Genomic DNA, 26,093 nt, shown 5'->3' with positions numbered 1-26,093 from the left:
TCTGGGGCTCCATCAGCCGCATGGACGAAGTTCTCACCAGCGCGACCTTGCGTGCGATCCGCCGCATCCTGCGTGCCACCGACCAGGGCAGCCACCGCCTCTATGCGGCAACGGGGCTGACCACCTCGCAGTTTCTTGTGTTGCAGGAAATCGACCGCCGGGGCGATGCGACGCCGGGGGCCATCGCCGCGGCGCTTCAATTCGGCCAGGCGACCATCACCAATATCGCCGACCGGCTCGTTGCCGCCGGGCTGATCTCCCGCCGCCGCGGCGAGCGGGACAAACGCCAGGTGATCATGGCCGCGACCGAGGCGGGCCGCGCCGCTCTCGCCCGGGCGCCGGACCTGTTGCAGGAACGTTTCCGCGATCGGTTCGAGACGCTGCCGCTCTGGGAACAGGCGATGATCCTCGCCGCGCTCGAACGCGTCGGAACGCTGCTCGATGCGGCGGAAATCGATGCCGCGCCGCTGATCGCCGCCGGCGCCATCGACCGTGCCGCCGGCCCGTCACCAGGCTGACGCCCGGCCGGCGACACGGTTCAAAAATGCGGGCGATGGACCCGGTCGGCCGCCGAGCGGCAGCGGGAACCCTATCCCGCCTCTTCCTCGCGGAAGATCGCCTTGGCCATGCGGAAGGCGGAATTCGCCGCCGGCACCCCGGCATAGACGGCGACCTGCATCAGCGCTTCGGCGATTTCCTCCCGCGTCGCCCCGGTGTTGCGGGTCGCGCGCAGATGGAGCTTGAACTCTTCCTCGCGCCCGAGTGACGCGGTGATCGCCAGCACCAGCAGCGAGCGCATCGCCCGCGGCAGGCCTGGACGGGTCCAGACCTTGCCCCAGGCGGTTTCGGTGATGAAGCGCTGGAAGTCGCGGTCGAATTCCGTCGCCCCGTCCAGCGAGCGGGCGACATGGGCGGGGCCGAGCACCGCCCGGCGCACGCCGAGCCCGGCCTCATAGGTATCGCCGCCGCTGCGGGCGGCGAGGAAATCCAGCATCGCGCGGGTAACCTCGGCGGGCTTCTCCACGGTGGGGATATGCGCGGCATTCTCGATGACCACGAAACGCACATCCGGCGCGCCGCCCTCGGCCAGCGCCGTCATCAGCGCCTGCGCGCTGGCCACCGGCGTCGAAACATCGCCATCGCCGACCAGCACCAAGGCCGGCACCTTGAGCCGGCGGGTCGACGGCGCGAGATCGGCCATCGCGATCGCCATGGCGCAGCCGGCATAGCCATCGACGCTGGTGCCGCGCAGCATCGCGCGCAGGCCGCGCGCCGGCGGCGCGTCGATGAAGCCTGGCGTCACCCAGCGCGCCAGCACGCCGTCCTCGATGGCGCCCATCCCGTGCGCGCGCAGGTTCGTCACCCGCTCACGCCAGGATTCCAGCGAGGGGATCGCCATCGCGGTGTCGCAGAGCATCAGCGCCTCGGTGCGGCCGGGATGTCGCGCCGCAAACTCCTGCGCGATCATCCCGCCTATCGAGATACCGCCGATCACCGCAGCCCCGACACCAAGCGCATCGAGCACCGCGGCGACATCACCGGCCAACAGCGCCATCGTGTAGTCGCCCGGCGTCGATTCGGTGAGGCCGTGGCCGCGCATGTCGGGGCGAATGACCCGGAAGCTGCGGGCAAGCGCCGCCACCTGGTCGTCCCACACCCTGTGATCGGTCCCGAGCGAATGCAGCAGCACCAGCGGCGGCGATCCATCCCGCCCATCGATCCTGACATGAACGTTGATGTCACCCGCCGTCACGAACATCGCCTGCTCCCTTCGTCGCCTCGTTGCAGCGCGGACCATAGGACCGGCGCGCGGCATCCGGCAACCGTCAGCACCCCTTGATCGGCGCACCGACCCACGATCTTGTCATCAATGTGTCACGATACTGTCATCGCCACGCCATGCAGTCGCGTTAACTGGCTACGCCAACTTCAGCCAAAGGGACTTCTCATGAAACGTCGCACCCTGATCGCCTCGGCCCCGGCCACGGCGCTGGTCGCCGCCACCGCGCGCGCCGCCGCCCCCACACGGGTCGTACTCTGGCACGCCATGGGCGGCGCGCTCGGCGACAAGCTGCAGTCGATCGTCGACGCCTTCAACAAGAGCCAGACCGATTTCGCGGTCGAGGCCGTCTACAAGGGTTCCTACCCGCAGGTGCTGACAGCCACCATCGCCGCCTGGCGCGCCGGCAAGGCGCCCTCGATCGCCCAGGTGTTCGATGTCGGCACCGCCGACATGCTCGGCGCCGGCCGCGCGGTGGTCGATGTCTACAAGCTCGCCGAAATGACGGGCGTCGGCATCGAACCCTCGACCTACATTCCCGCCGTGCGGGGCTATTACAGCCTGAATGACGGCAAGATGGGAGCCGCTCCGTTCAACTCCTCGACCGCGCTGATGTGGATCAACGAGGACGCCTTCGAGAAGGCCGGGCTCGACCCGAAGGCCCCGCTCGAGACCTGGGACGACGTGATCAAGGCCGCCCGCGCGATCAAGGCGAAGGGTGCCGCGGAAATCCCGGTGATGACCTCATGGCCGACCTGGGTGCATTTCGAGCAGTTCGCCGCCATCCACAATGTCGAATACGCCACGCTGAATGACGGCTTCGGCGGCCCGAACCCGAAACTGCGGCTCGACTCGCATCCCTTCGTGCGCAATCTCGACACGCTGCTGACGATGCAGAAGGACGGCCTGTTTCACTATGAGGGCCGCGACGGCAAGCCGAGCCCGATCTTCTACGCCGGCAAGGCCGCGATCACCTTCGACAGCTCCTCGATCTACGGCCAGCTGGTGAAGAGCGCCAAGTTCCGCTTCGCCAACGCCTACCTTCCCTATCATCAGTCGATCATCAAGAGCCCGATCAACTCGATCATCGGCGGTGCCGCCTTCTGGGCGATGACCGCGCCGGGGCGCGGCAAGGCGGAATACGAGGCCGTGGCGCGCTTCTTCAAGTTCATCTCCGAGCCGCAGAACGATGCCAGCTGGGCCGAGGCCACCGGCTATGTGCCGGTGACGCTGGCGGGGAACGACTACATCGCCAAGCAGGGCTTTTACGCAAAGCAGCCGGGCGGCGACCTCGCGGTCAAGCAGCTCACCCGCACGGAGCCGACGAAGTATTCGCGCGGCATCCGCCTGGGCGGCATGCCGGAAGTCCGCGTGATCATCGAGGAAGAATGGGAAAGCGCGATCCAGAACGGCACGCCGGCCCACAAGGCGCTGGCGCGCGCCCAGCAGCGCAGCCAGGCGGTGGTCAACCGCTTCGCCCGCGCCCTGCACGGCTGATCCAGCCGGCGCGATGGAGAGACGCACCCTGTTCGACGGCCGGCTGCTGCCGGCCGTCCTGGTGGCCCCACAGCTCGCCATCACGATCCTTTTCTTCCTGCTTCCCGCCTGGCGCGCTTTCTCCGAAAGCGTCCAGGCGACGGACGCCTTCGGGCTGAACACCACCTTCGTCGGCCTCGCCAATTTCGGCTCGCTGCTGGGCTCGCCGGTCTATCAGGCGGCGCTGCTGCGGACCGTCGTGTTCTGTGCGGCGGTCACCGTGCTGTCGATGGCGGGCGGCCTTGTGCTGGCCTGTTTCGCCAATCGCGGCATCCGCGGCCAGGCGGTCTATCGCGTCCTGCTGATCTGGCCCTACGCGATCGCACCGGCGCTGGCCTCGGTGATTTTCGTCTTCCTGCTCCAGCCGCAGATCGGGCTGCTCTCCAACGCGCTTACCCGGCTCGGCATCGATTTCAACTACGCCACCAACGGCAACGATGCGTTCGGCCTGATCGTGCTGATCGCCGCCTGGAAGCAGGTGAGCTACAATTTCATCTTCTACCTCGCGGGCCTGCAATCGGTGCCCGCCTCGGTGATCGAGGCGGCGACGCTCGACGGCGCGCGGGGGTTCTACCGGTTCCGCACCGTGATCTGGCCGCTGCTCGCCCCCACCACCTTCTTCCTGCTGGTGATCAACACCGTCTACGCTGCCTTCGACGCCTTCGCCCTGATCTTCGCACTCACCGGCGGCGGCCCCGGCAGCGCGACGACGACGCTGGTGGTCAAGGTCTATCGCGACGGGGTGATCAATCTCGACCTCGGCGGCTCGGCCGCGCAATCGGTCATCCTGATGGCGCTGATCGTGGTCCTCACCACGGTCCAGTTCCGCTACACCGGCAAGCGCGCCACATGAACCGCAGGCCCGACTATCTTGCCCATGCCGTGCTCATTGTCGGCGTGCTTATCTTCATCTTCCCGATCTGGGTCGCCTTCGCCGGCGCCACCCAGTCGGCCGGGGCGATCAACCGCGGCGACCTGTCGCTGATCCCGCGCCTCTCGGGCCTGCCCGTCTTCATAAATGCGCTCGGCTTCGGCAACACCGCAAAGGGCGGCGTGCCGATCTGGCACATGATGATGGTCAGCGCGCTGATGGCGCTCGGCATCGCCATCGGCAAGATCGCGATCTCCTCGATCTCGGCCTTCGCCATCGCCTTCTTCCGCTTTCCCTTCCGCATGGTCGCCTTCTGGCTGATCTTCATCACCCTGATGCTGCCGGTCGAGGTGCGGATCATCCCGACCTATTCGGTGATGTCGGATTTCCACCTGATCAACACCTTCACCGGCCTGACCATGCCGCTGATCGCCTCGGCAACGGCGACGCTGCTGTTCCGCCAGGTTTTTCTCGCGGTGCCGGATGAACTGGTCGAGGCGGCGAAGCTCGACGGCGCCGGGCCGATGCGCTTCTTCTTCGACATCCTGCTGCCGGTTTCCGGCGCCAATCTCGCCGCCCTGTTCGTGATCCTGTTCGTCTATGGCTGGAACCAGTATCTCTGGCCGCTGCTGGTCGCGACCAACGGGCGGCTCGACACGATCGTGCTCGGCATCGTGCAGATGATCACCTCGGACCAGCTCACGCCCTGGAACCTCGTCATGGCGGCGACCATCCTCGCCATCGTGCCGCCGGTCTTCGTCGTGGTGGCGATGCAGCGCTGGTTCGTCGCCGGCCTCACCGAAGTGGACAAGTAATGGCAACGCTGGAACTGCAGGGACTGACCAAGAGCTTCGGCAGAACAACCGTGCTGCACGGCATCGACCTGCGCCTCGCGGATGGCGAGATGCTGGTCATCGTCGGCGCGTCGGGCTGCGGCAAATCCACCCTGCTGCGCCTCGTCGCCGGGCTTGAGGCGCCGAGCGGCGGCCGCATCCTGCTCGACGGGCGCGACATCACCGCTGTCGATCCCTCGAAGCGCGACATCGCCATGGTGTTCCAGAACTACGCGCTCTATCCGCACATGAGCGTGTTCGACAACATGGCCTACGGGCTGAAGCTGAAGGGCATGGCGAAGGCCGAGATCGCCCGCCGGGTGGAGGATGCCGCCGACACGCTCGGGCTTTCGGAACTGCTCGGCCGCAAGCCTCGCGCTCTCTCCGGCGGCCAGCGCCAGCGCGTCGCGATGGGGCGCGCCATCGTGCGCGAGCCGAAACTGTTCCTGTTCGACGAGCCGCTCTCCAATCTCGACGCCAGGCTGCGCGTGCAGGTGCGCGCCGATATCCGCAAGCTGCAGAAGCGCCTCAACGTCACCAGCCTCTACGTCACCCACGACCAGATCGAGGCGATGACGCTCGCCGACCGGCTGATCGTGATGCACCAGGGCCGTGCGGCGCAGATCGCCCCGCCGGTCGAGGTCTTCGCCCATCCGGCCGATACCTATGTCGCCGGTTTCATCGGCGAGCCGGCGATGAATTTCTGCGCCGCCCGCCTCGGGCCCGAGGGCCGCAGCGCCCGGCTGGATGCCGGGCCGGAAATCGCGCTGCCCGCCGGCTCGTGGGGGAACGAGGGCGCGGGTGTGACGATCGGCATCCGCCCGCAGCACGTGGCCCTCTCCACATCGCCCGACGCAATGCGCGTGGCGATCGACCTCGTCGAGCCGCTTGGCTCGGAAACCCTGCTGCACGGCCATCTCGCCAATGGCGAAGCTTTCGCGATCCGCGTCAGCGGGCCGGCGCCGGACGCCGCCGAACTCGGCGCCGACCTGCCCGCAGAACAGCTCCATGTTTTTGACGGCGAGTCCGGCCGGCGCCTCGCGCCAGGCTGACCGTTCAGGCTTTCGGCAGCCGGCCCATCGCGAAGAATTCCGGGTTGGGCTGCATCCCGGCCATGTTGGCGAGCCGGTTCGACATGGCAAAAAACGCCGCAATCGCGCCGATATCCCAGATCTCGTCGGCGTCGAACCCCTGTTCGTGGAGTGCGGCGTGATCGTCCGGCCCAACCATGTCCGACCCGACTTAAACAGTCAAACCCGGAACGATACGGTATCGTAAGTTGAGATCTTTGATTTCACTCGAGATTTTCGTAGGCACGTCGGGATTTTGCAAAAACGTGGTGCTAAATAATTGCGTAAATTGCTTCTTTTAACTTGATTTATGATTGGTTTTCGGCTGCCAATTCGGCATGTTCGTGCGCGAGAAGCGAATCAACGGCTACAGCTACCTTTATCTGGTCGAGAGCGTCCGTGAGGACGGGCGCAGCAAGCAGCGCATCATCAAGAACCTGGGCCGGAAGGAAGTCGTCCTGGCCGATGGAGGTCTCGACCGCCTCGCCGCCTCGATCGCGCGCTATGCCGACCGTGCCTCGGTCCTGGCCCAGCTGGCGGCAGGCAATCCGGACGGGCTGAGCTGCAAGCGGATCGGCGCGCCGCTGTTGTTCGGCCGACTGTGGCAGGAGAGCGGGATCGCTGCTGTGTTCGAGGAGCTGCTGGCCGGGCGGCAGTTCGAGTTCCCGGTCGAGCGCGCGGTGTTCGCCACCGTGCTCCACCGGATCATGGTCTCGGGCTCGGATCGCGCCTGCGACAAATGGCTCGAGGATTACGACATTCCCGGCACCGAGGAGCTCGGCCTGCATCACCTCTACCGCGCCATGGCCTGGCTCGGCGAAGAGCTGCCGGACGAGGAACAGGGGGATGCCACGCCCTTTGCGCCACGGACGGTGAAGGATCTGGTGGAAGAGCGTCTCTTCGCCCGACGGCATGATCTGTTCACCGACCTCTCGGTCGTGTTCATGGACACCACCTCGCTGTATTTCGAAGGTGCCGGCGGCGAGACGCTGGGCGCGCGGGGCCACTCCAAGGATTACCGCCCACAGCTCGCGCAGATGATCCTCGGCGTGGTGATCGATCAGGACGGAAGGCCAATCTGCACCGAGATGTGGCCAGGAAACACCGCCGATGTCTCGGTGCTGGTGCCGGTGATCGACCGCCTGCGGTCGCGCTTCGGCATCGGCCGGGTCTGCGTCGTCGCCGATCGCGGCATGATCAGTGCCGCGACGATCGCCGCGCTGGAGGAGCGCGGGCTGGAATACGTGCTCGGCGCAAGGGAACGCACCGACCGCATCGTCCGCGAGGTGGTGCTGGCCGATGAGCGCCCCTACACCCCGCTCTGCCTCGAGCGCGCCGGTGGCGACGAGACCCAGCTCTTCATCAAGGAGGTCAAGGTCGCGGGCAAGCGCTATATCGTCTGCCGCAACGAGGCGGTGGCCATCGAAGAGGCCGAGACCAGGCGCAAGGTGGTCGCCGCCCTCGATCGTCAGCTGACGCGCGGCGATAAGGCGCTGATCGGCAACTCCGCCTATCGCCGCTTCCTGCGCCCGGTCAGTGACGCAAAGCCCGGCCGCAAGCACAAGCTGTTCGAGATCGACGCCGGCAAGCTCGCCGAGGAAGCCCGCTTCGACGGCGTCTTCGTGCTGCGCTCCAACGCCCGGATTTCACCGCTGCAGGCGGTGATCCGCTACCGGGACCTGCAGAATGTCGAACGGCTGTTCCGTGTCGCGAAGGCGACAATGCGCACCCGGCCAATCTACCATTCCTCCGACGCCGCCATCCGCGGCCACGTCTTCTGCTCGTTCCTCGCGCTGATCCTGCACCAGGCGCTCGACGAAAAACTCCGCCGGGCCGGCAAGCGCGTCGAATGGGCCGATCTCCTGCGTGATCTCGACCGCCTCCAGGAGGTCACCATCAGCAAGCGCGGGCAGCAGATCGTCCTGCGCACCCCAGCAACCAACTCGATCGGGCCGATCTTCAAGGCCGCCGGCGTCGCCCTGCCAGCCAACGTGCGAGACGCATCCGCTTCCTGATCCAAATCCTCCCGAAAGCCGCAGGGTGTGGTGCTAAGAAACCACGCGCCCACAATACATGGCTGTTTTCATTGGACTATTTTCAGGTCGCTGTTCAAGTCGGGTCCGAGGCAGTCGCGACCTTCATCGCGTAATCGATCATCGCGCGCTGGCGCGGGGCGAGCCGCGCCTTGCCCGGATTGACCGCGAGCCGGTCGGCGATTTCCGGATCCTTCGCATAAATCCGCAGGATCGCCCCGTGCGCCACCACGCAATAGAGGCAGTGATTGGCGCCCGAGGTTGCGACCACGATCATCTCGCGCTCGGCCTTGCTCAGCCCGGCCGGGCGGAGCATCAGCGCATCGTGATAGGCGAAGAAGGCGCGGAACTCGTCGGGCCGGTGCGCGAGGGCGAGGAACACGTTGGGCACGAAGCCCGCCTTTTCCTGCACCGCGAGGATCTTCTCACGGATATCAGCGGGAAGCGCGGCGAGGTCGGGCACCGGGAACCGGCTGATCGCGTCATGCTGCATGTCGTTCATCGGCATTGCCCCCTTCGGCGGATTGGGTCCGCTTCCCCCGGCACATTCGGCGCGCGGGGTTGGAAAATCAACCTTGCCGCGTGGCTCAGAGGCCTCGTCCGGCGCGGCAGAGCTTGATGAACCCCGACACCGCCGGGCCCTGCGGCCGGCCGGCAATCGCGGCGAGGCGCACCTCGCGGCTCAGCGGCGGCTCGGCCAGGCGGCAGGTCACCAGCGGCGAGGGCACCGCCATCCGTTCCGAAAGAATGGCGATGCCAAGCCCCGCCGCGACGAGATCGAGCATGTGCCCGGTGCCGCCATCGCAACGGCGCAAACGGAACGCCCCGTCGCAGGCCGCGCACAGCGCCTGGGCGAAGCCGCCGCAGCGTTCGCCATGCAGCAGCACCTCGCCGTTCAGGTCGGAGGCGGTCACACTTTCGGCATTCGCCAGCCGGTGCTGCGGCGGAATCACCGCGACCACGCCCTCGTCGTAGAGTTTCCAGTGGTTGAAACGTTCCGGCAAGGCGCAGTCGGCCGGGAGCACCGCGCAATCCAGCATGTCGGAGAGCATCGATTCGACCAGCATCGCCGCGGCCGCTTCCTCGAAACGGACCATCAGATCGGGCATCAGCGTCGCGATCTCGCGCACAGCGCCGGCGATCGCCGCGGCGCCGACGCCGGGGCCGAGGCCGATCTTCAGGCTGGCCGCCGGTTGCCGCCGCCGCGCCTCGGCCAGCGCCACGGCGTTGTCGGCCGCTTCCAGCATCGCATCGAGATGCGGCAGCATGGCACGGCCGAGTTCGGTCAGTTGCGTGAGGTTGCGCTCGCGATAGAGGAGCGGACCGCCAAGCTCGTCCTCCAGCCGCTGGATCGCGCGCGTCAGCGCGGGCTGGCTCACATTGCAGGCCTCCGCGGCGCGGGTGAAATTGAGAAGCCGGCTCAGCGCGACGAAGTAGCGCACCTGGGTCAGCTCCACCGCGCCTACTCCCGTTCCGGCCTGGCGAGGCAGCGCAGCGCGCCCAGAATACGATCGGGCGCCGCACGGCGGGTAAAATCAACATTGACGAAGCGCCACGCTACCCGCCCGCCGCCATCGAGCAGGAACACCGCGGGAATCGGCAGGAACTGGGAGCCGTTGCCATGCCGGTCGGCGAAATCGATCCCTGCCCTCATGAGGCGTGACCGATAGATCGCCGGAATCCGGAACACGACCCCGGCGGCGAGGCCAACCCCGCAATCCACATCCGACAGAACTTCGAAGGTGGCGCCGTGATTCTGTTTGGCCTGCCGCGCCCAGGGGCCCATGTCGGGCGTCAGCGCGAGGAGCGACGCTCCGGCCGCCTCGATCTCGGGCAAGGCAGTCACCAGCGCGTCGAGCATCAACCGGCAGAAGGGGCACCACTCGCCACGAAAGAACTGCACGACAACCGGCCCTCGGCGAGACGGCTGGCAAGCGAGACCAGCCGCCCCTCGACATTGGGCAATACGAAATCCGGAAACGCCGCATCTTCCGGCAGCACGCCGGAGAGAAACCCGTTATGGCTCAGCGTGGTGAAGACATCCTCATAAGCAAGGCGCACCGCCTCATCCGCGGTGCGGCGCTGGCGTTCCGCCTGAAGCTGCTCGTCGAGGCCCATGGCCGATACGTCTCCGTGATGTACGGACAATACCAAAGCCGCCATCCCGATCAATTCCCGGCCAAAACCGGGACGATCGGGCGGCGGCTGCGATGCGTCGGGGCATCGACCGATCCGGCAGGATCGGGGGCGCCCTACGAGGCGGAGTGCCCCATCTTGTCTTTGCCGGTTTTGTCGTGGCTCATGGCGGTGCCATGGCCCATGGCATTGTGGCCCATGGTATCGTGGCCCATCGCGTCGTGACCCATAGCGGTCTTGTGGCCCATCGCGGTCGTGTGGCTCATCGTGTCGTGCCCATCGTGCTGGTGGTCTGCGCCTGGGCAACGCCGGCGACGAGGCCGAGGGCAAGGGCGGTGGTGGCGAGAATGCGGATCATGGTGGTCTCCTCTGTCTGGGGGCGGTGCCCCGGTCTGCTTCCTGCGGACCGGTCATCGTGGCCCGCCCCGCAAACATGACCGGCCACGCGCGGCCGATCCAATGCCGTTTGGTCATCGTTTCGATACCTCGACGCGGGCGCCGCGGCGGGCGCATCACGGCTGCATCGCACCAACTGGCGAGGAAACCGACAATGCGCCGAAATCGCCCCATCCACCCCCTGCCGCTGCGCATCACGCACTGGCTGAACGCGATCGCCATCATCACGCTGATCGGCAGCGGCTGGGAGATCTACGATGCCTCTCCCTTCCTGCCCTTCACCTTCCCGCAATGGGCGACGATCGGGCAATGGCTGGGCGGGGCGATCGCCTGGCATCTCGCCGCGATCTGGCTGCTGATGCTCAACGGACTCGCCTATCTCGTCTGGGGCACGGCAAGCGGCCATTTCCGCCGCAAGCTCCTGCCGGTGACGCCCCGCGCCGTGCTGCGCGATGTCTGGGCCGCGCTGCGCCTGCGCCTGCCGCACGAGGTCGGCGCCTACAATGCGGTGCAGCGGCTGCTTTATCTCGGCGTCATCGCGCTCGGCCTTCTCGCCGTATTGTCGGGGCTGGCGGTCTGGAAGCCGGTGCAGCTCTGGCTTCTGTCGGATCTGTTCGGTGGATTCTTCGATTCCCGCGTCGTCCACTTCGTCGCGATGGCCGGAATTTCCGCCTTCCTGATCGTCCACGTCCTGCTGGTCGCCCTGGTGCCGCGCGTCCTCCCCGCGATGATCACCGGCGGCCGCCTTCCCGCCCCCCTTACCCAAACGACCGAAGCCGCGGAGTAAGACCCATGAACACGCTTCTCAACCGCCGCGCCCTGCTCGGCCGCAGCCTCGCCTTCGGCGCCGCCGCCAGCCTCACCGGCTGCGACTACGACAACCTGAAACACCCCGACCTTGCCGACCGCGCTCTCACCGCGATGTCCCGCTGGAACGACGAGGTGCAAGCCGCCCTGTTCGACCGGCACACGCTGGCGCCGACCTTCCCGGCCTCCGCCATCACGAACCCACCGCGCTTCAACGCCTTCTACAGCATCGACCAGGCGCCCCGCGTCGATCTCGCCGCCTGGCGCCTCGGCCTCACCGGCCGCATCGGCGACAAGCGGCCCTGGCGCCTCGCCGAACTGCGCGCCCTGCCGCAGGAAAGCCAGATCACCCGCTTCGTCTGCGTCGAGGGCTGGCGGGTGGTGGGCCAGTGGAGCGGCGTGCCGCTCGGCCACTTCCTGCGACGGGTGAATGCCGACCTCAAGGCACGCTATGTCTCGTTCCACTGCGCCGACGGGTATTACGAGAGCATCGACATGGCCTCCGCCCTGCACCCGCAGACGATCCTGGCACTCGACTTTCTCGGCGCGCCGCTGACCGCCCCGTTCGGCGCGCCGGTGCGGCTGCGGATTCCAACCAAGCTCGGCTACAAGAACCCGAAATCGATCGTCGCCCTCGGCGTCACCAACACCTTCCCCAGCGGCTACTGGGTTCGGCAGGGCTATAACTGGTTCGGCGGCTCCTGAGCGGCGGCGATGCGTTCGAGCACCGCGCGCCGCGGTTCCTCCGGAACCGCGGCGATCGCCTCGGCCAGCGCGCGCATCCGCCGGCGCGCATCGTAAAGCTGGTCGAGCAGCGACAGCACCACCGGCATCGCCTCCTCGTCCACCCGCAGATCGGCGGCGAGCTCGTGGATCAGCCGCACCCGCGCGATGTCGATACCCTGGAACAGCCAGACTCCCTCCGCCCGCGCCGGCCGCACCCATTCCAGCGCCACCCAGCGTTCGAGATCGGCCCGGGCCAGCCCCGCCACCTCGGCGATCACGACCTCGATCGTCACCCCATCGCTCATGACGGTACCTCCGCCTCCGTCATCCCGGCGCGCGGATCCGGCGTCTCATCCGGCGTCCAGCCGCGCAGGAAGGCTTCCAGCGCCGGGTCCGGCTTGCCGATGACGATGCGCAGCGTGGCATAGAGATCGCCCGCTGCGGAGCCACCATGCATCGGCACGCCGCGGCCGCGCAGCCGTAGCACCGTGCCGCTGTCCGACCCTGCGGGAATCCGCATCCGCACCGCGCCACCCGGCGTCGGCACCTCGACCTGCCCGCCCAGCACCGCCTCGGCCAGCGTCACCGGGAGGTCGAGCCGGATATCCTGACCCTCGCGGGTGAAGAAGCGATGCGGCGCCACGCTGACACGGATCAGCGCATCGCCGGCCGGCCCGCCATTCCACCCCACCCCGCCCTTGCCGCGCAGGCGGAGCATCTGCCCATCCTCGGTGCCGGGTGGAATCCGCACGTCGAGCGTGCCGCCATCGGGCAGCGACAGCCGCCGCGTGCCGCCGACCACCGCCTCGACGAAGCCGATCGTCAGCGTGTAGTGCCGATCCTGCCCGCGCCCCGGCCCGCCGCGCCCCGCGCCGCCACCGCCGAACATCGAACCGAACATCGCCTCGAGATCGTCGGTGGTCCAGGGGCCGCCGCCTCCGTAACGCGCGCCCTCGCCAGTGTCGGCATAGTCCCGCCAGCCGCCGCGCCGCGCGCGTTCCTGCCCCTCGGCATCGATCTCGCCGCGGTCGAACCGCGCGCGCTGATCGGCGTCGGACAGCAGGTGATAGGCCGCCGAGACCTCCTTGAACCTGGCCTCCGCCGCCGCGTTGCCGGGATTGAGGTCGGGATGATGGTCCTTCGCCAGCCGGCGATAGGCCCGCCTGATGTCATCCTGGCCCGCATCGCGCGCCACACCCAGAACGTCGTAAGGATCCTTCACTCTGCCTCATCCCGGAACAATGTCATCGGAGGCGATCAAAGCACGCCGCACGGCAACTGTCAGCCGGCTCACCGCCCGGCGGCGCGCACGAGGCTCGCCTGCGGCCCGTCCTGTCCCTCCGCCACCGCGAGGCGGACGCCATCGCCGACCCGCAACCGCCCGAACCCGTCGCCGCTCACGCTGTTGCGGTGGAAATACACCTCACGCCCATCATCCGTGGCGATGAAGCCGTAGTCCGCATCGGCCACGAACCGGACCACCTGGCCATGTACCAGCGCCTCATCGTGGTGCTTCACCGCGTTGTCGAGCCGCCGCGCATGGTCCTCCAGCTTGCGGACCGCAGCATCGAACGCATCGCGAACCGCGACATACGGGTCCTCGTGCGCGTGGTTCTCCGGACTTTCCCGGTTGATCACGATATTGCCACGCGGCACCACGATCTCGATCCGCGCATGATAAAGTTTGCCTTTGTGATGATGCCGGTGCGGTGCCTCGATGACAACATGGCAGCGCAGAATCCGCGCCTCGAACCGCTCCAGCACCGCCGCCTTCTCGCGGATGCGCGCTTCGAGCGCGGGGGAACGATCGATATCCTTGAAAGTGATCTGCAGCGGCACGGTCATGACGGCAATCCCTGTCTGGTGTTCCAGACCCTGATGGTCCGGACCCAAAGCCTAGGCGCACGGCTCGCTCACGCCTTGACCAGGATCAAGACACACTGCGCCCGCGCCGCTTGATCATGGGCGCGGCGACGGGAGGCGACATTAAAGACCAATCATTCATTAAGTATTTTCTGCTTTCCTCAAGCAGTTCACGAAATTGAGGATTTTCCGTGCTGCAGAAACTCTCGATCCGCCATCAATTCGCATTGATCGGCCTGTTCGGCATCACGATGGCGGCGGCTGCCCTTGCCATCAGCCTGCTCGGCGCCTACCGCCTCGAACTCGCAGACCGCAAGGCGGAAGTGCGCACACTGGTGAACAATGCCGTCGCCATCGCCTCCTCGTTCGCCCGTCTCGCGAAATATGGCGCCATGCCGGAAGATCGCGCCCAAGCGATTGCACTTGAAATCATCGGCGCCACGCGCTTCGATCACGGAAACTATTACTTCGTGGACGACAAGGACGGTACGATCATCCAGCATGCCAACAAGGCGATGCTCGGCAAGAACCGGATCAACAGCAAGGACGCCTACGGCCACTACATCATCCGCCCGATGCTGGAGGGCGCGCTGGCGGGCCATCCGGTATTCAACGAATATTACATCCCCAAAGCTGGCGGCAAAAAGCCTTTCGCCAAGATTTCCTACATGGCGAAAGTCCCCGGATGGGACTGGGTCATCGGCACCGGCGTCTATGTCAGCGAGATCCGCGCCGCGCTGTGGAGCGATACGACCCGCATAGCGGAAATCTTTGTCCCGGTATTTCTGTTGTTTTTGCTGGCGATGTATTTCATCCAGCGGAACATCACGGTCATCCTGCGCGCGATGACCGGAGCCATGGCACGGCTGTCGAAAGGCGACACGGCCACGCCCGTCCCCTATATCGAGCGCAGCGATGAGATCGGCGGCATGGCCCGCGCGGTCGAGGTCTTCAAGGCCGCAGGGATCGAGAAGGGGCGGCTCGAAGCCGAGGCCAGCGCCGCGCGGGCGGCGCGTGAGGCCGAGGCCGCCAGAGCCGCGGCGGAACGCGATCAGGCAGCACAGGAGCTTGCCCTCGTCGTTGAGTCTCTCGCAACCGGCCTGGAACACCTCGCAGCAGGGCGGATCAGCTTCCGCCTGACGACCGCCTTCGCCGCCGGATATGAACGCCTGCGCACCGACTTCAACGCCGCGATGGAGCATTTGCAGGAACTCCTCCAGGTCATTGCCGCCAATGCCTCGGCGATCCGTTCCGGCACCGGCGAAATCGCTACCGCGGCGGACGATCTCGCCCGGCGAACCGAACAGCAGGCCGCCACTATCGAGGAGGCCGCCGCCACGCTGGCTGAAATCACCGAAACCGTCAGCGGCACCGCTGCCAATGCGGCGCATGCCCGCGAGGCGGTCAGCACCGCGATGAAAGATGCGGAAAGCGGTGGTGCGGTCGTCTCCCGCGCCGTTGCGGCAATGGGCGAGATCGAGGCCTCTGCCGACCAGATCGGCAACATCATCGGCGTCATCAACGAAATCGCCTTCCAGACCAATCTCCTTGCGCTGAACGCTGGCGTCGAGGCGGCTCGTGCCGGCGAGGCCGGGCGGGGTTTCGCCGTCGTTGCATCGGAAGTCCGGGCGCTGGCGCAACGCTCGGCGGATGCGGCGAAAGAGATCAGGACACTGATCTCGACGTCCAACCAGCAGGTCTCCGCCGGCGTTGATCAAGTGGCGGAGACCGGCAAGGCCCTCGATCGCATCGTTGCCCAGATCACCGAAATTAACCAGGTCGTCAGCGCTATCGCGACTGGCGCACAGGGCAACTCGGCGCGGCTTATCCAGGTCAATGATGCGGTCGGCCAGATGGATCGCGCGACACAGCAGAACGCGGCGATGGTGGAACAATCGACCGCCGCGAGCCATAGCCTCGCGCAAGAGGTCGAACAGCTCGCAACCCTGATCCAGCGGTTCGATTTCGGTGACATCGCAGCGCCGGCGCCCTCACGTCCCACGCCAGCGAGGGCCACTCATCGCCACTCCGCTCGCCCTTCCGCCCAGCCCGCGGTCTCGGCACTTCGTGCGTCCGCACTGCAGACGTCCGCGGACAGCTGGGAGGATTTCTGATCAGGGCCAGTGCCGCATGACGGCAAGGCCGAATTAATTCTTTTTTCATATCTCTAGCCTACTGTTCCACTTTCGAGAGAAATTCTCGATTTCGCGACTAATAACCGCAATCCGATACCCAACGATCTGGTCAGGATGTATTTTCCATATGGCCATATCGATCGTGAGGTCCCGGATTCGATAACTGGCTATGAGTGAGAGGATCATCCGATCGGATCGAGCCATCTGATCGGATAAAGATGCTCAAATTATCAATATCATAGAGTACTCCATCCGACCTTGATGAATCGGAAAGTGCTCTAAAGATGGATTCGTTTGCATGCGGGCCAGTCGAAACATCTTGAGTCCCCTGTTGGGTGATCGGCGAGGCAATATCGCGATCATCACGGCACTGGTCTCCCTGATCCTCGTATTCGTTCTGGGTGTCGGGGTGGATTATGGCCTCGCCGTCGACCGTAAGGCGCAACTCGAAACCTATGCAGATGCCGCCGCCCTTGCTGCCGTGACACCTGCCATGGTCGCTGCGGGTCAGGCCGCGGCCATCACGAAGGCCGAAGACGTGTTCAACGCGCAGGCTTTGTCGCTCGGCGGCATCGACTACAATGCCAGCGGCGTGACCGTGAACATCGCTACGAGCGGCAACCAGCAGACGGCCACGGTGCAATACCAGGCAAAATCGAACTCGATTCTGCCGGGTATCATGGGTTCAAGCGGCATCGAGATCGGCGGCCAGGCCACTGCGACAACAACTCTCGCGCCGAATATCGACTTCTACCTCCTGCTCGATGATTCTCCTTCGATGGCCATCGCCGCGACCCAGTCCGGCATCAACACGATGGTCGCCAACACGGCATCGCAGGGTGGCTGCGCCTTCGGTTGCCACGAACAGGCACCCTGGGAAGACGGCCTTAATGAGGATAATTACGCGCTCGCCCGCAGTCTCGGCGTGACCCTGCGGATCGACGTCCTGCGTCAGGCTACACAAGATCTGATGACGACTGCACAAAGCACCGAAAGCCAGAATGGCAGCACCTACCGGATGGCCATCTATACTTTCGATGTTGGGCTGAACACGATCGAACCGTTAACCTCCGATCTATCGCAGGCGCAAACCGAGGCATCGAACATCCAGCAGCTCGAGGTCTATTCGAACAATCGACTGACATCCAGTGACTACAATAACGACGAAGATACGGACTACGACACGGCACTGAACGGTATCAATGCGATCATGCCCAACCCGGGTAACGGGACCAAAACCTACGGCGACACCCCGCAGGAAGTGCTGTTCTTCGTTACGGATGGAGTCGAGGATGAGAACGTCAATGGCGGGCGCCAGCAGTCAGTTCTGAATGCCGATCTATGCTCGAACATCAAAAGCCGCGGCATCAGGATTGCCGTTCTGTATACCGAATACCTGCCTCTTCCGACAAATTCCTGGTACAATACTTATATTGCACCTTTCCAGAGCAATATCGGTCCTACCCTGCAGGAATGCGCCTCGCCTGGGCTTTATTTCGAGGTGCAGACCGGCGGCGACATTTCTGCCGCGATGTCGGCACTGTTCAAGACTGCCGTCCAATCGTCCTATCTGTCGAAATAGCGTGACAGTTTCGTGGTCCGCAACATGATACAACCGAGGCGGGCGGCACGAATGGGCCGCCTGGCGGGCGACAGGAAAGGCGCTGCGGCCGTTGAATTCGCGCTGGTCGCCCTGCCCTATTTCGCGCTGATCTTCGCCATCATTCAGTCCGGCCTGATCTTCTTTACGCAGGAAGTGCTGCAGAACGCCACACAGCAAACCGCCAGGCTGATCATGACCGGTCAGGCCCAGACATCGGGCATGACAGCGCAGCAATTCCTCCAGGATGTCTGCACTGATGGCAACCCGTTGCTCACTTGCGCGAATCTCAACGTCAATGTGCAGACCTTCCCCTCCTTCAGCGCGATCACGCAGGTCAACCCCGTTGTCAACGGCAGCTTCAACACGTCAAAACTTGCCTACAGCCTTGGAGGCCCCGGCGACATCGTGCTGGTGCAGGTCTTCTACCAGCTACCGGTCTTCGCCGGTCCGCTGAATTTGAGCTTCGCGACAGTGAATGGCAGCCAGCGTCTCCTGCAGGCAACCGCAGTGTTCCGCAATGAGCCTTACTGACCCGCCTATCGGCGCACCGGCACCGCGGCGTCTACGCCGGCGCCTCGCGAGACTGTGCCGCAGCCGCGCGGGCGGGGCCGCGGTGGAATTCGCACTCATCCTGCCGGCGCTACTCCTGTTCTTCTTCGCGACAACGGAAATCGAACAGGCCGTGATCGTCTATCAGCTCGTCGGGCAGACCAACTCGACGATCACGAACATCGTCTCCCAATACACAAGCATCAGCGCCAGTTCGCAACTGCAGGACATTTTCGCGGCGGCATCGAACATCCTCGCCCCCTATCCCGCGGCACCAGTCGAAATCGTGATCTCCAGCATCGCGATCGATGGGAATGGCAACGCCACGGTCGCATGGAGCCAAGGCTACAACGCCTCCGCGCTGGCGGTCGGTCAGACGATCAACATTCCGGTCTCGCTCGACCAGCCAAACACGTCGGTACTGCTCGGCCAGGTCGATTATCCGTTCACCCCGACAATCGATTTCCTCAAGCTTGGACCGTTTGACATGACGTCGACAGTCTACATGCTGCCGCGGAACTCAAGCAGCATCAGCCTCACACCGTGACGGACCTTGTCCGGCAGGCGCAGCCCCTCACCCTACGGCAAGCGGCGCGCCCGTGCGTGCACGCACCTGATCAGCGGAGATTCCCGGCGCCAGATCGCGCAGCACGAAGCCATGCGAGGTGATGTCGATCACGGCGAGATCGGTATAGACGCGAGTGATCGAGCCCAGCGCGGTGAGCGGATAAGTGCAACGCCCCACCAGCCGTGGCTCGCCCTCCCTGGTGCCATGCTCCATCAGCACCCAGACCCGCGCGGCGCCGGCGCCCAGATCCATGGCCCCGCCAACCGCCGGCGCCACGCCCTTGCGCCCGACCGACCAGTTGGCGAGATCGCCGTTCGCCGCAACTTGATACCCGCCGAGCACGCACAGATCGAGATGCCGCCCGCGAATGATCGCGAAACTGTCCGCCTGGCCGACAATCGACGCGCCCGGCCGCAATGTTACCGGCTGCTTTCCCGCGTTGATCAAGAACGGGTCCTCAGCCCCCTCGCCCGGAGCCGGCCCCATCCCCAAAATCCCGTTCTCGGAGTGAAAGATCACCTCCCGATCGACGGGGACATGGTTCGCAACCTGCGTCGGCAGCCCGATGCCGAGATTGACCACCCAGCCCTCGGGAATGTCGATCGCGACACGCGCGGCCATTTCGGCGCGCGACCAGCCCTGCCGCATCATCGTCTCCGCCATCACACCACCTCGCCTTCCATGGGCTCCGGCACCATCACCACCCGGTTGACGAACACGCCCGGCGTGACGATCCGGTCCGGATCGAGAGCGCCAAGTTCGACCCGTCGGTGCACGCTCGCCACCGTCACCTTCGCCGCTCCCGCCATGATCTGATTGAAATTCCGCCCCGCCCGCCGGAACGTCAGGTTCCCCCATCGGTCCGCCGCCCAGGCCTCGATCAGCGCGAAATCGGCCTCGATCGCGTATTCCAGCACGCAATCCCGTCCATTGATGTGTCGGGTCTCCTTGCCGGTCGCCAATTCGGTCCCCGCCGAGGTGGGGGTGAAGAAAGCCGGAATTCCGGCATTTGCAGCGCGTATCCGTTCTGCCAGGGTGCCCTGGGGCACCAGTTCAAGCTCGATCTTGCCCGCCTCGTAGAGTTCGTCGAATGCCGTCCGCCGGCTCGCACGCGGATAGGAGCAGATCACCTTCGCAATCGCCCCCCGCTCGATCAGCTTCGGCATGCCGCCGAAATCGCCACCAGCGTTGTTGGCGATCAGCGTCAGCCCCCGCAGGTTACGAGCCGCCAGCGCGTCGATCAGCGCATTCGGCTGCCCCACGGCGCCGAACCCGCCCACCATGATCGCGGCGCCATCGCCGATCCCCTCCAGCGCCGCCTCGATCGAGGGGACGAACTTGTCGATCATCGTCTCACACCCGCTCGATCAGAACCGCAATGCCCTGGCCCACGCCGACGCACATCGTTGCGATCGCCAGCCGGCCGTCCCGGGCCTCCAGCGCCCGCAGCGCGGTGCCCGCCAGCCGTGCCCCAGAGGCGCCAAGCGGATGGCCGAGCGCGATCGCACCGCCATGCGGGTTGACGCGGGGATCGCCATCGGCGAGCCCAAGGTCGCGCGTCACCGCCAGCGCCTGCGAGGCGAAGGCCTCGTTCAACTCGATCACATCGATCTGTTCCAGCGCCACCCCGGTGCGGGCCAGAAGTTTCCTCACCGCAGGGGCAGGCCCCATACCCATGATGCGCGGCGGCACACCCGCCGTTGCCATGCCGACCACCCGCCCGCGAGGCGTCAGCCCATGCGCCTTTGCCGCCGCTTCCGACGCGAGGATCAGCGCCGCCGCCCCGTCATTCACACCCGACGCATTCCCGGCCGTCACCGTGCCGGGGTCGCGGAATGGTGTTTTCAGCTTCGCCAGCCCTTCAAGCGTTGTCTCCGGACGCGGATGCTCGTCGGTATCGATCACCGAGTCTCCCTTGCGCCCCTTGATCGTCACAGGCGTGATCTCGCCGGCGAAGAAGCCTGCCGCCGCCGCGGCCTGACATTTTTGCTGGCTGGAGAGGGCGAAACGGTCCTGGTCTTCGCGCGAGACATTGAAATCCGCTGCGACGTTCTCGCCGGTCTCCGGCATCGATTCGGCGCCAAACCGCGCCTTCATCAGCGGATTGACGAAACGCCAGCCGATCGTGGTGTCGTAGACCGCGTTCGAACGGTCGAACGCCGCGGTCGCCTTCGGCATCACGAAGGGCGCGCGGCTCATGTTCTCCACCCCGCCAGCGATGGCGACGGCCGCCTCGCCAAGCCGTATCGCTCGTGCCGCACTCCCCACCGCATCCAGCCCGGAGCCGCAGAGGCGGTTGACGGTTGCACCCGGCACGCTCTCCGGCAACCCGGCGAGCAAGAGGGCCATACGCGCCACATTCCGGTTATCCTCGCCGGCCTGGTTCGCGCACCCGAACAGCACCTCGTCGATCGCCGCCGGATCAAGCTCCGCCACCCGCGCAAGAACGCCGCGGATCGCCACCGCCGCCAGATCGTCCGCCCGCACCGCGGACAGCGCGCCCCCATACCGGCCAAACGGTGTGCGGACATACTCGCAAATAAAGGCTTCGGACATGGACGCGATATCTCCCTTCAAAACGCGGCGCAGGTGCGGCGGACTTCCTCAGTTTGTGCGACTGTCGCACACACGATACCTGGACGCACATTTCGTATCTCGCTCCGCTGCATGTCTGCAAGCGGTTTTCCGTGCTGCGGCGCACCAATTCGACATCTGGCTGAATTCCACAGTGTTACCATGATGTTTCAATAGGCAAAACCTATTCACATATTCCATAAAATGGATTGGACCGATCGATTCCTTGTCGCTAGGGCCATTGTCGCGGCAGTCCAACAATCCCAAGGAGGATCCCTTGTCAGCAGAAGCGAAATGCCCCTTCACCGGTGGCGTCCGCCAACACACCCAGGCCGGCAACCATTCGAACGCCGGTTGGTGGCCAAACCAGATCAATCTCAAGATTCTGCACCAGCATTCCGCGCTCTCGAACCCGATGACACCGGCGTTCGAATACGCCACCGAGTTCAAGAGCCTCGACCTGGAGGCACTGGTCACCGACCTCAAGGCATTGATGACGGACTCGCAGGATTGGTGGCCGGCAGATTTCGGCCATTACGGGCCGCTTTTCGTGCGCATGGCCTGGCATGCCGCGGGCACCTACCGCATTGGCGACGGCCGTGGCGGCGCCGGCACCGGCCAGCAGCGCTTCGCCCCGCTCAACAGCTGGCCCGACAACACCAATCTCGACAAGGCGCGCCGCCTGCTCTGGCCGATCAAGCAGAAATACGGCCGCAAGATCTCTTGGGCCGACCTGATGGTGCTTGCCGGCAACGTCGCGCTCGAGACGATGGGCTTCAAGACCTTCGGCTTCGGCGGCGGGCGCGCCGATACCTGGGAACCCGAAGAGGACGTCTACTGGGGACCTGAGAAGGCCTGGCTCGGCGATGAACGCTACAGTGGCGATCGCGACCTCGAAAACCCGCTCGCCGCCGTGCAGATGGGCCTGATCTACGTCAATCCCGAAGGCCCGAACGGGCAGCCCGATCCGGTGGCCGCGGCACGCGACATTCGCGAAACCTTCGCCCGCATGGCGATGAATGACGAGGAAACCGTTGCCCTGATCGCCGGCGGCCATACGTTCGGCAAATGCCACGGCGCGGGCGATGCCGCCCTGGTCGGGCCTGAGCCGGAAGCCGCGCCGATCGAGCAGCAGGGCCTCGGCTGGATCAGCAGCTTCGGTTCGGGCAAGGGCGGCGATGCCATCACCGGCGGGCCGGAAGTCACCTGGACGCAGACGCCCACGCAATGGAGCAATTATTATTTCGACAACCTGTTCAACTACGAATGGGAACTGACGAAGAGCCCCGCCGGTGCCTGGCAATGGGTTGCGAAGAACGCCGGCGAAGTGATTCCGGATGCGTTCGATGCCGCGAAGAAGCACCGCCCGACCATGCTCACCACCGACCTCTCGCTGCGCATGGACCCGGCCTATGAGAAGATATCCCGCCGGTTCCACCAGAACCCGGACGAGTTCGCCGATGCCTTCGCCCGCGCCTGGTTCAAGCTCACCCATCGCGACATGGGCCCGGTCTCGCGCTACCTCGGCAAGCTCGTCCCGTCCGAAACGCTCATCTGGCAGGACCCCGTCCCGGCGGTGGACCACAAGCTGATCGACGCAGCGGACGTCGCGGCGCTGAAGGCGAAGCTTCTCGCCACCGCCATCGCACCGACCCGCCTCGCGCTCACCGCCTGGGCCTCGGCGGCAACCTTCCGCGGCTCGGACAAGCGCGGCGGCGCCAACGGCGCGCGCATCCGCCTCGCCCCGCAGAAGGACTGGGCGGCGAACGAGCCGGCCGAACTCGCCAAGGTGCTCGCCGCACTCGAAAAAGTGCAAGCCGAGTTCAACGCGGCGGCGACCGGCGGCAAGAAGGTCTCGCTGGCCGATCTGATCGTGCTCGGCGGCTGCGCCGCGATCGAGGCGGCGGCGAAGGCGGCGGGGCATGACATCGCGGTGCCCTTCACCCCTGGCCGCACCGACGCGACCGAGGCGCAGACCGACGCCGCCTCCTTCGCGGTGCTGGAGCCGAAAGCCGATGGCTTCCGCAACTATCTCGGCAAGGGCGATCCGCGCGCGCCGGAGGAACAGCTGATCGACCGCGCCCAACTGATGACGCTGACGGCTCCGGAAATGACCGCGCTGATCGGCGGCATGCGCGCTCTCGGCGCCAATGCGGATGGGTCGAACCACGGCGTCTTCACCACCCGCCCCGGCGCGCTGACGAACGACTTCTTCGTCAACCTGCTCGACATGGGCATGAGCTGGCACCCCGGCAGCGAAGACGGCGTCTACGAGCTGCGCGACCGCAAGAGCGGCGCGGTGAAATGGACGGCGACACGGGTCGATCTCGTGTTCGGCTCGAATTCCCAGCTTCGCGCGCTCGCCGAGGTCTATGGCACGCAGGACGGCGAGGCCGCCTTCGTGAAGGACTTCGTCGCCGCTTGGACCAAGGTCATGGAGCTCGACCGCTTCGATCTCGCCTGACCACGACGACCGACCGGCCGGGTGCCCCGCATCCGGCCGGCGGCTTTCAGCTCAGCGAAGCCGCCGCCGCAGATTGTCGACATAGACGGCGCCGACCACCACGATCCCGAGAATCACCTGCTCGACATAGGGCGAAATCCCCGCCAGCTGCGTGCCGTTCTTCAGGATGGTCATCAGCAGCGCGCCGAGGATGCTGCCGAGGATCGTCCCCACCCCGCCGAACAGCGACCCGCCGCCGATCACCACCGCGGCGATCGCATAGAGTTCGTAATTCGCCCCCGAGGTCGGCTGCGCCGCCGCCGTATAGGCGAGATAGATCACGCCGGCGAGCGAGGAGACGATCCCGCCGAACACATAGACCAGCAGCAGATGCCGCGGCACGTTGATGCCGACCCGCCGCGCCGCCTCGGCATTGCTGCCGATCGCCAGCGTGTAGCGGCCAAACCGCGTCTTGTTCAGCAGATAGGCCGAGAACAGAGCCAGCAGCACCGCGATCCACGCCATGTTGGGAAAGCCCATCACTGTGCCTTGCGAAATCTCCTGGAACCCGTTCGGCAGGCCGAACACCGGCGTACCGTTGGTGGTCAACAGCGCCGCCCCGAGTGCCACCGCGAGCATACCCAGAGTCGCGATGAAGGGTGGTACGCCGAGTGCTACCACCGAGAGCCCGATGATCGCGCCGATCACCGCCCCCAGCGCCAGCGTCAGCACGATCGCGACTGCCGCCGGCATGTGCGCATCGACGATCGCGATCGCGCAGATCATCGACGACAGCGCGACCACCGAGCCCTGCGAGATATCGATCCCGGCGGTCGCGATGATGAAGGTCTGCCCGGTTGCGAGGATTGCGATCACCGCGACCTGCTGGGCGATGTGGAACCAGTTCCCCCCGCTCAGGAAACGGGGGTTCAACACGCCGAACACGACGACGAGCACGGCGATGCTGATCAGCGCGAAGGCGATCTGGCGGACGAAGCGCCACAGCATGCGCCCGCGCGGAATGGACTCGACGTCGAGCGCGGCCGTGCGTGCCTGCTGGTCCATCGTCCGCCAGTCTCCCTCAGCCCGCGGGGTTATATTTGGGCGCGTACTGGCGGATGGCCGCCGTCGCCTGGCTGGAGCCGAGATTCTTTGGCGTCAGCAGGAAATACGGCGTGTTGATCCGCTTCGGCAGGGTCTTGCCGTCGAGCTTGTCGAGCAGTGCGACCACCGCGTAATAGCCCATGTCGTACGGCGATTGCAGGATCGAGGCCTGGATGATCCCCGACTTGACCAGCGCGATCTCGCCAAGGTCGGCATCGAAACCCACCACCTTCACCTTGGCGTGAGCGCGCTGCACCGCCTCGGCCGGGCCGAGTGCCGCGCGGTCATTCGCGCCGAAGATCACCTTCAGATGCGGGTATTGCGTGAGCATTGTCGTCGCGATCCGCAGCCCGGCGCTGACATCGTTGTTCGAATACTGGATCGGTCCCATCTTCCTGATATGCGGATAGGACTTCATGCCGAGCATGAACCCTTTCGGCCGGGCGATTCCGGTCGAGGCGGTATGGTTGAAATCGACGATCGCATACTCCCCTTGCCGCCCATCAGGTGGTCGGCCGTATATTTCGCGAGCGCCGCCGCGGCGCCGACATTCGAGGTCGCGAGGAAGCAGTCCGAAATATTGGGGGACAGGCCGGAATCCACCGTCACCACCGGAATGTGGTGTGCCAGCGCCGACTTGACCGGCTTGAGCAGCGCCTGCGGATTCTGCGCGGCGAGGATGATGCCGTTTGTGCCGCCCGTCACCGCGTTATTGACCATGCCGATCTGCCCGGCGAGGTCGGTGCCGCTGGCCGGCGCCTCGAAAGCGACCGACACGCCGAACTTCTTCGCCGCCGCGTCCGCCCCCTCGCGCACCGCGAGCCAGTAGGGCGAGGCGTTGGATTTCGTGATGAGCGTGAAATGATAATGCTTCGCCGGCTTGGCCGGCACCGGCAGCGAATGAACGGTGGGCGCGGCCGCCATGGCCGGCGCCATACCCATGCCGCCGAGCAGCGCGACCGCCGCGGCACCGAGCAGTGTCTTGCGTAAGTTCATGGATGTTCCCTTTCGGCTTCGTTGGTTTCAGCATCCGCATAGCCGGTCATGTAGCGGATCAGTTCGGTCT

At 65.6% G+C, this 26,093-nt stretch carries 27 protein-coding genes and 2 pseudogenes; 13 read left to right on the top strand and 16 right to left on the bottom strand.

The window, feature by feature from the left end; genetic code table 11:
- Nucleotides 1-20: 20 nt before the first annotated feature.
- On the top strand, nucleotides 21-518 hold the full coding sequence (locus ACIDOCELLA78_RS84365; RefSeq protein WP_249675168.1) for a MarR family winged helix-turn-helix transcriptional regulator: 498 nt from the start codon (nucleotides 21-23) through the stop codon (nucleotides 516-518).
- Nucleotides 519-589: 71 nt separating this feature from the next.
- On the opposite strand, the gene pcaC is transcribed toward ACIDOCELLA78_RS84365, so the two are convergent.
- Together pcaC and ACIDOCELLA78_RS84355 are read right to left on the bottom strand one after the other, a co-directional pair.
- The gene (gene pcaC, locus ACIDOCELLA78_RS84360) at nucleotides 590-994 is read right to left on the bottom strand and encodes a 4-carboxymuconolactone decarboxylase (RefSeq protein WP_374223234.1); all 405 of its coding nucleotides are present in this window, start codon (nucleotides 992-994) and stop codon (nucleotides 590-592) included.
- Nucleotides 992-1,759, bottom strand: a pseudogene (locus ACIDOCELLA78_RS84355) (alpha/beta fold hydrolase); the annotation flags it as partial. The gene pcaC and the pseudogene ACIDOCELLA78_RS84355, both read right to left, overlap by 3 nt.
- Before the next feature lie 189 nt (nucleotides 1,760-1,948).
- Here ACIDOCELLA78_RS84355 and ACIDOCELLA78_RS84350 point away from each other — a divergent pair.
- From ACIDOCELLA78_RS84350 to ACIDOCELLA78_RS84335, 4 genes are read left to right on the top strand one after another with little or no spacing between them, the layout of a single operon-like run.
- On the top strand, nucleotides 1,949-3,277 hold the full coding sequence (locus ACIDOCELLA78_RS84350) for an extracellular solute-binding protein (RefSeq protein WP_201727946.1): 1,329 nt from the start codon (nucleotides 1,949-1,951) through the stop codon (nucleotides 3,275-3,277).
- Nucleotides 3,278-3,290: 13 nt separating this feature from the next.
- A complete protein-coding gene (locus ACIDOCELLA78_RS84345; RefSeq protein ID WP_201727945.1) occupies nucleotides 3,291-4,169 on the top strand; it encodes an ABC transporter permease subunit in 879 nt (292 codons plus the stop codon).
- Nucleotides 4,166-5,002, top strand: a complete 837-nt coding sequence (gene ugpE / locus ACIDOCELLA78_RS84340) for a sn-glycerol-3-phosphate ABC transporter permease UgpE (RefSeq protein ID WP_201727944.1) — start codon at nucleotides 4,166-4,168, stop codon at nucleotides 5,000-5,002. The genes ACIDOCELLA78_RS84345 and ugpE overlap by 4 nt, the downstream gene beginning before the upstream one ends.
- On the top strand, nucleotides 5,002-6,072 hold the full coding sequence (locus tag ACIDOCELLA78_RS84335; RefSeq protein ID WP_201727943.1) for an ABC transporter ATP-binding protein: 1,071 nt from the start codon (nucleotides 5,002-5,004) through the stop codon (nucleotides 6,070-6,072). The genes ugpE and ACIDOCELLA78_RS84335 overlap by 1 nt, the downstream gene beginning before the upstream one ends.
- Nucleotides 6,073-6,076: 4 nt before the next feature.
- Here ACIDOCELLA78_RS84335 and ACIDOCELLA78_RS84330 read toward each other — a convergent pair whose 3' ends face one another.
- The gene (locus tag ACIDOCELLA78_RS84330; RefSeq protein ID WP_249675166.1) at nucleotides 6,077-6,250 is read right to left on the bottom strand and encodes a hypothetical protein; all 174 of its coding nucleotides are present in this window, start codon (nucleotides 6,248-6,250) and stop codon (nucleotides 6,077-6,079) included.
- 178 nt (nucleotides 6,251-6,428) lie between these two features.
- Between ACIDOCELLA78_RS84330 and ACIDOCELLA78_RS84325 the strand changes: the two genes are divergently transcribed.
- Nucleotides 6,429-8,105, top strand: coding sequence for an IS1634 family transposase (locus ACIDOCELLA78_RS84325; RefSeq protein ID WP_201727475.1), 1,677 nt, complete (start codon nucleotides 6,429-6,431; stop codon nucleotides 8,103-8,105).
- Between the two features lie 94 nt (nucleotides 8,106-8,199).
- Here ACIDOCELLA78_RS84325 and ACIDOCELLA78_RS84320 read toward each other — a convergent pair whose 3' ends face one another.
- From ACIDOCELLA78_RS84320 to ACIDOCELLA78_RS84300, 5 genes are all read right to left on the bottom strand, one after another.
- Nucleotides 8,200-8,625, bottom strand: coding sequence for a peroxidase-related enzyme (locus ACIDOCELLA78_RS84320; protein ID WP_249675164.1), 426 nt, complete (start codon nucleotides 8,623-8,625; stop codon nucleotides 8,200-8,202).
- 85 nt (nucleotides 8,626-8,710) lie between these two features.
- A complete protein-coding gene (locus ACIDOCELLA78_RS84315; RefSeq protein ID WP_201727942.1) occupies nucleotides 8,711-9,580 on the bottom strand; it encodes a LysR family transcriptional regulator in 870 nt (289 codons plus the stop codon).
- A 5-nt stretch (nucleotides 9,581-9,585) separates the two neighbouring features.
- Entirely contained in the window at nucleotides 9,586-10,026 is a 441-nt protein-coding gene (locus ACIDOCELLA78_RS84310; protein ID WP_249675162.1) for a peroxiredoxin-like family protein, read from the bottom strand.
- Nucleotides 9,984-10,241, bottom strand: coding sequence for a hypothetical protein (locus ACIDOCELLA78_RS84305; RefSeq protein ID WP_249675159.1), 258 nt, complete (start codon nucleotides 10,239-10,241; stop codon nucleotides 9,984-9,986). Before ACIDOCELLA78_RS84305 ends, ACIDOCELLA78_RS84310 begins: the two co-directional genes overlap by 43 nt.
- Before the next feature lie 134 nt (nucleotides 10,242-10,375).
- Complete coding sequence (locus ACIDOCELLA78_RS84300; RefSeq protein WP_249675157.1) at nucleotides 10,376-10,525, bottom strand: hypothetical protein; 150 nt, start codon at nucleotides 10,523-10,525, stop codon at nucleotides 10,376-10,378.
- Between the two features lie 284 nt (nucleotides 10,526-10,809).
- Here ACIDOCELLA78_RS84300 and ACIDOCELLA78_RS84295 point away from each other — a divergent pair, with 284 nt between their 5' ends.
- The gene (locus tag ACIDOCELLA78_RS84295) at nucleotides 10,810-11,442 is read left to right on the top strand and encodes a cytochrome b/b6 domain-containing protein (protein WP_201727941.1); all 633 of its coding nucleotides are present in this window, start codon (nucleotides 10,810-10,812) and stop codon (nucleotides 11,440-11,442) included.
- Nucleotides 11,443-11,447: 5 nt separating this feature from the next.
- The gene (locus ACIDOCELLA78_RS84290; protein ID WP_201727940.1) at nucleotides 11,448-12,167 is read left to right on the top strand and encodes a molybdopterin-dependent oxidoreductase; all 720 of its coding nucleotides are present in this window, start codon (nucleotides 11,448-11,450) and stop codon (nucleotides 12,165-12,167) included.
- On the opposite strand, the gene ACIDOCELLA78_RS84285 is transcribed toward ACIDOCELLA78_RS84290, so the two are convergent.
- The 3 genes from ACIDOCELLA78_RS84285 to ACIDOCELLA78_RS84275 all read right to left on the bottom strand — a co-directional run bounded on the left by ACIDOCELLA78_RS84285 (nucleotide 12,143) and on the right by ACIDOCELLA78_RS84275 (nucleotide 14,033).
- Complete coding sequence (locus ACIDOCELLA78_RS84285) at nucleotides 12,143-12,493, bottom strand: chaperone modulator CbpM (protein ID WP_201727939.1); 351 nt, start codon at nucleotides 12,491-12,493, stop codon at nucleotides 12,143-12,145. The genes ACIDOCELLA78_RS84290 and ACIDOCELLA78_RS84285 overlap by 25 nt on opposite strands.
- Nucleotides 12,490-13,410 (bottom strand): DnaJ C-terminal domain-containing protein, encoded by a 921-nt coding sequence (locus tag ACIDOCELLA78_RS84280; protein ID WP_201727938.1) that lies wholly within the window; start codon nucleotides 13,408-13,410, stop codon nucleotides 12,490-12,492. The genes ACIDOCELLA78_RS84285 and ACIDOCELLA78_RS84280 overlap by 4 nt, the downstream gene beginning before the upstream one ends.
- 68 nt (nucleotides 13,411-13,478) lie before the next feature.
- On the bottom strand, nucleotides 13,479-14,033 hold the full coding sequence (locus ACIDOCELLA78_RS84275) for an HPF/RaiA family ribosome-associated protein (protein ID WP_201727937.1): 555 nt from the start codon (nucleotides 14,031-14,033) through the stop codon (nucleotides 13,479-13,481).
- Between the two features lie 245 nt (nucleotides 14,034-14,278).
- Here ACIDOCELLA78_RS84275 and ACIDOCELLA78_RS84270 point away from each other — a divergent pair, with 245 nt between their 5' ends.
- From ACIDOCELLA78_RS84270 to ACIDOCELLA78_RS84255, 4 genes are all read left to right on the top strand, one after another.
- Nucleotides 14,279-16,165 carry a methyl-accepting chemotaxis protein gene (locus ACIDOCELLA78_RS84270; RefSeq protein ID WP_249675154.1) on the top strand — a complete coding sequence of 629 codons (1,887 nt, stop codon included), beginning with the start codon at nucleotides 14,279-14,281 and terminating at the stop codon, nucleotides 16,163-16,165.
- A gap of 352 nt (nucleotides 16,166-16,517) precedes the next feature.
- Nucleotides 16,518-17,768, top strand: coding sequence for a TadE/TadG family type IV pilus assembly protein (locus tag ACIDOCELLA78_RS84265; RefSeq protein WP_249675153.1), 1,251 nt, complete (start codon nucleotides 16,518-16,520; stop codon nucleotides 17,766-17,768).
- Between the two features lie 51 nt (nucleotides 17,769-17,819).
- Nucleotides 17,820-18,320, top strand: a complete 501-nt coding sequence (locus ACIDOCELLA78_RS84260) for a TadE/TadG family type IV pilus assembly protein (RefSeq protein ID WP_249675151.1) — start codon at nucleotides 17,820-17,822, stop codon at nucleotides 18,318-18,320.
- A gap of 82 nt (nucleotides 18,321-18,402) precedes the next feature.
- On the top strand, nucleotides 18,403-18,885 hold the full coding sequence (locus ACIDOCELLA78_RS84255) for a TadE/TadG family type IV pilus assembly protein (RefSeq protein WP_249675147.1): 483 nt from the start codon (nucleotides 18,403-18,405) through the stop codon (nucleotides 18,883-18,885).
- Nucleotides 18,886-18,912: 27 nt separating this feature from the next.
- On the opposite strand, the gene ACIDOCELLA78_RS84250 is transcribed toward ACIDOCELLA78_RS84255, so the two are convergent.
- From ACIDOCELLA78_RS84250 to pcaF, 3 genes are read right to left on the bottom strand one after another with little or no spacing between them, the layout of a single operon-like run.
- Nucleotides 18,913-19,569: a 3-oxoacid CoA-transferase subunit B gene (locus ACIDOCELLA78_RS84250; protein ID WP_201727934.1), complete on the bottom strand. Its 657-nt coding sequence runs from the start codon at nucleotides 19,567-19,569 to the stop codon at nucleotides 18,913-18,915.
- A complete protein-coding gene (locus tag ACIDOCELLA78_RS84245) occupies nucleotides 19,569-20,255 on the bottom strand; it encodes a 3-oxoacid CoA-transferase subunit A (protein WP_201727933.1) in 687 nt (228 codons plus the stop codon). Before ACIDOCELLA78_RS84245 ends, ACIDOCELLA78_RS84250 begins: the two co-directional genes overlap by 1 nt.
- Before the next feature lie 4 nt (nucleotides 20,256-20,259).
- On the bottom strand, nucleotides 20,260-21,462 hold the full coding sequence (gene pcaF, locus ACIDOCELLA78_RS84240) for a 3-oxoadipyl-CoA thiolase (RefSeq protein ID WP_201727932.1): 1,203 nt from the start codon (nucleotides 21,460-21,462) through the stop codon (nucleotides 20,260-20,262).
- A 295-nt stretch (nucleotides 21,463-21,757) separates the two neighbouring features.
- On the opposite strand from pcaF, the gene katG reads away from it, so the two are divergent.
- Nucleotides 21,758-23,944 (top strand): catalase/peroxidase HPI, encoded by a 2,187-nt coding sequence (gene katG / locus ACIDOCELLA78_RS84235; RefSeq protein ID WP_201727931.1) that lies wholly within the window; start codon nucleotides 21,758-21,760, stop codon nucleotides 23,942-23,944.
- 51 nt (nucleotides 23,945-23,995) lie between these two features.
- On the opposite strand, the gene ACIDOCELLA78_RS84230 is transcribed toward katG, so the two are convergent.
- Together ACIDOCELLA78_RS84230 and ACIDOCELLA78_RS84225 are read right to left on the bottom strand one after the other, a co-directional pair.
- Entirely contained in the window at nucleotides 23,996-24,988 is a 993-nt protein-coding gene (locus ACIDOCELLA78_RS84230; RefSeq protein ID WP_201727930.1) for an ABC transporter permease, read from the bottom strand.
- A 16-nt stretch (nucleotides 24,989-25,004) separates the two neighbouring features.
- Nucleotides 25,005-25,951: pseudogene (locus ACIDOCELLA78_RS84225) on the bottom strand (substrate-binding domain-containing protein).
- Nucleotides 25,952-26,093 lie beyond the last annotated feature (142 nt).

The organism is Acidocella sp. C78 (assembly GCF_907164655.1).
The sequence above is the reverse complement of the archived record's forward strand: the minus strand, read 5'-3'. Positions and strand labels throughout refer to the sequence as shown.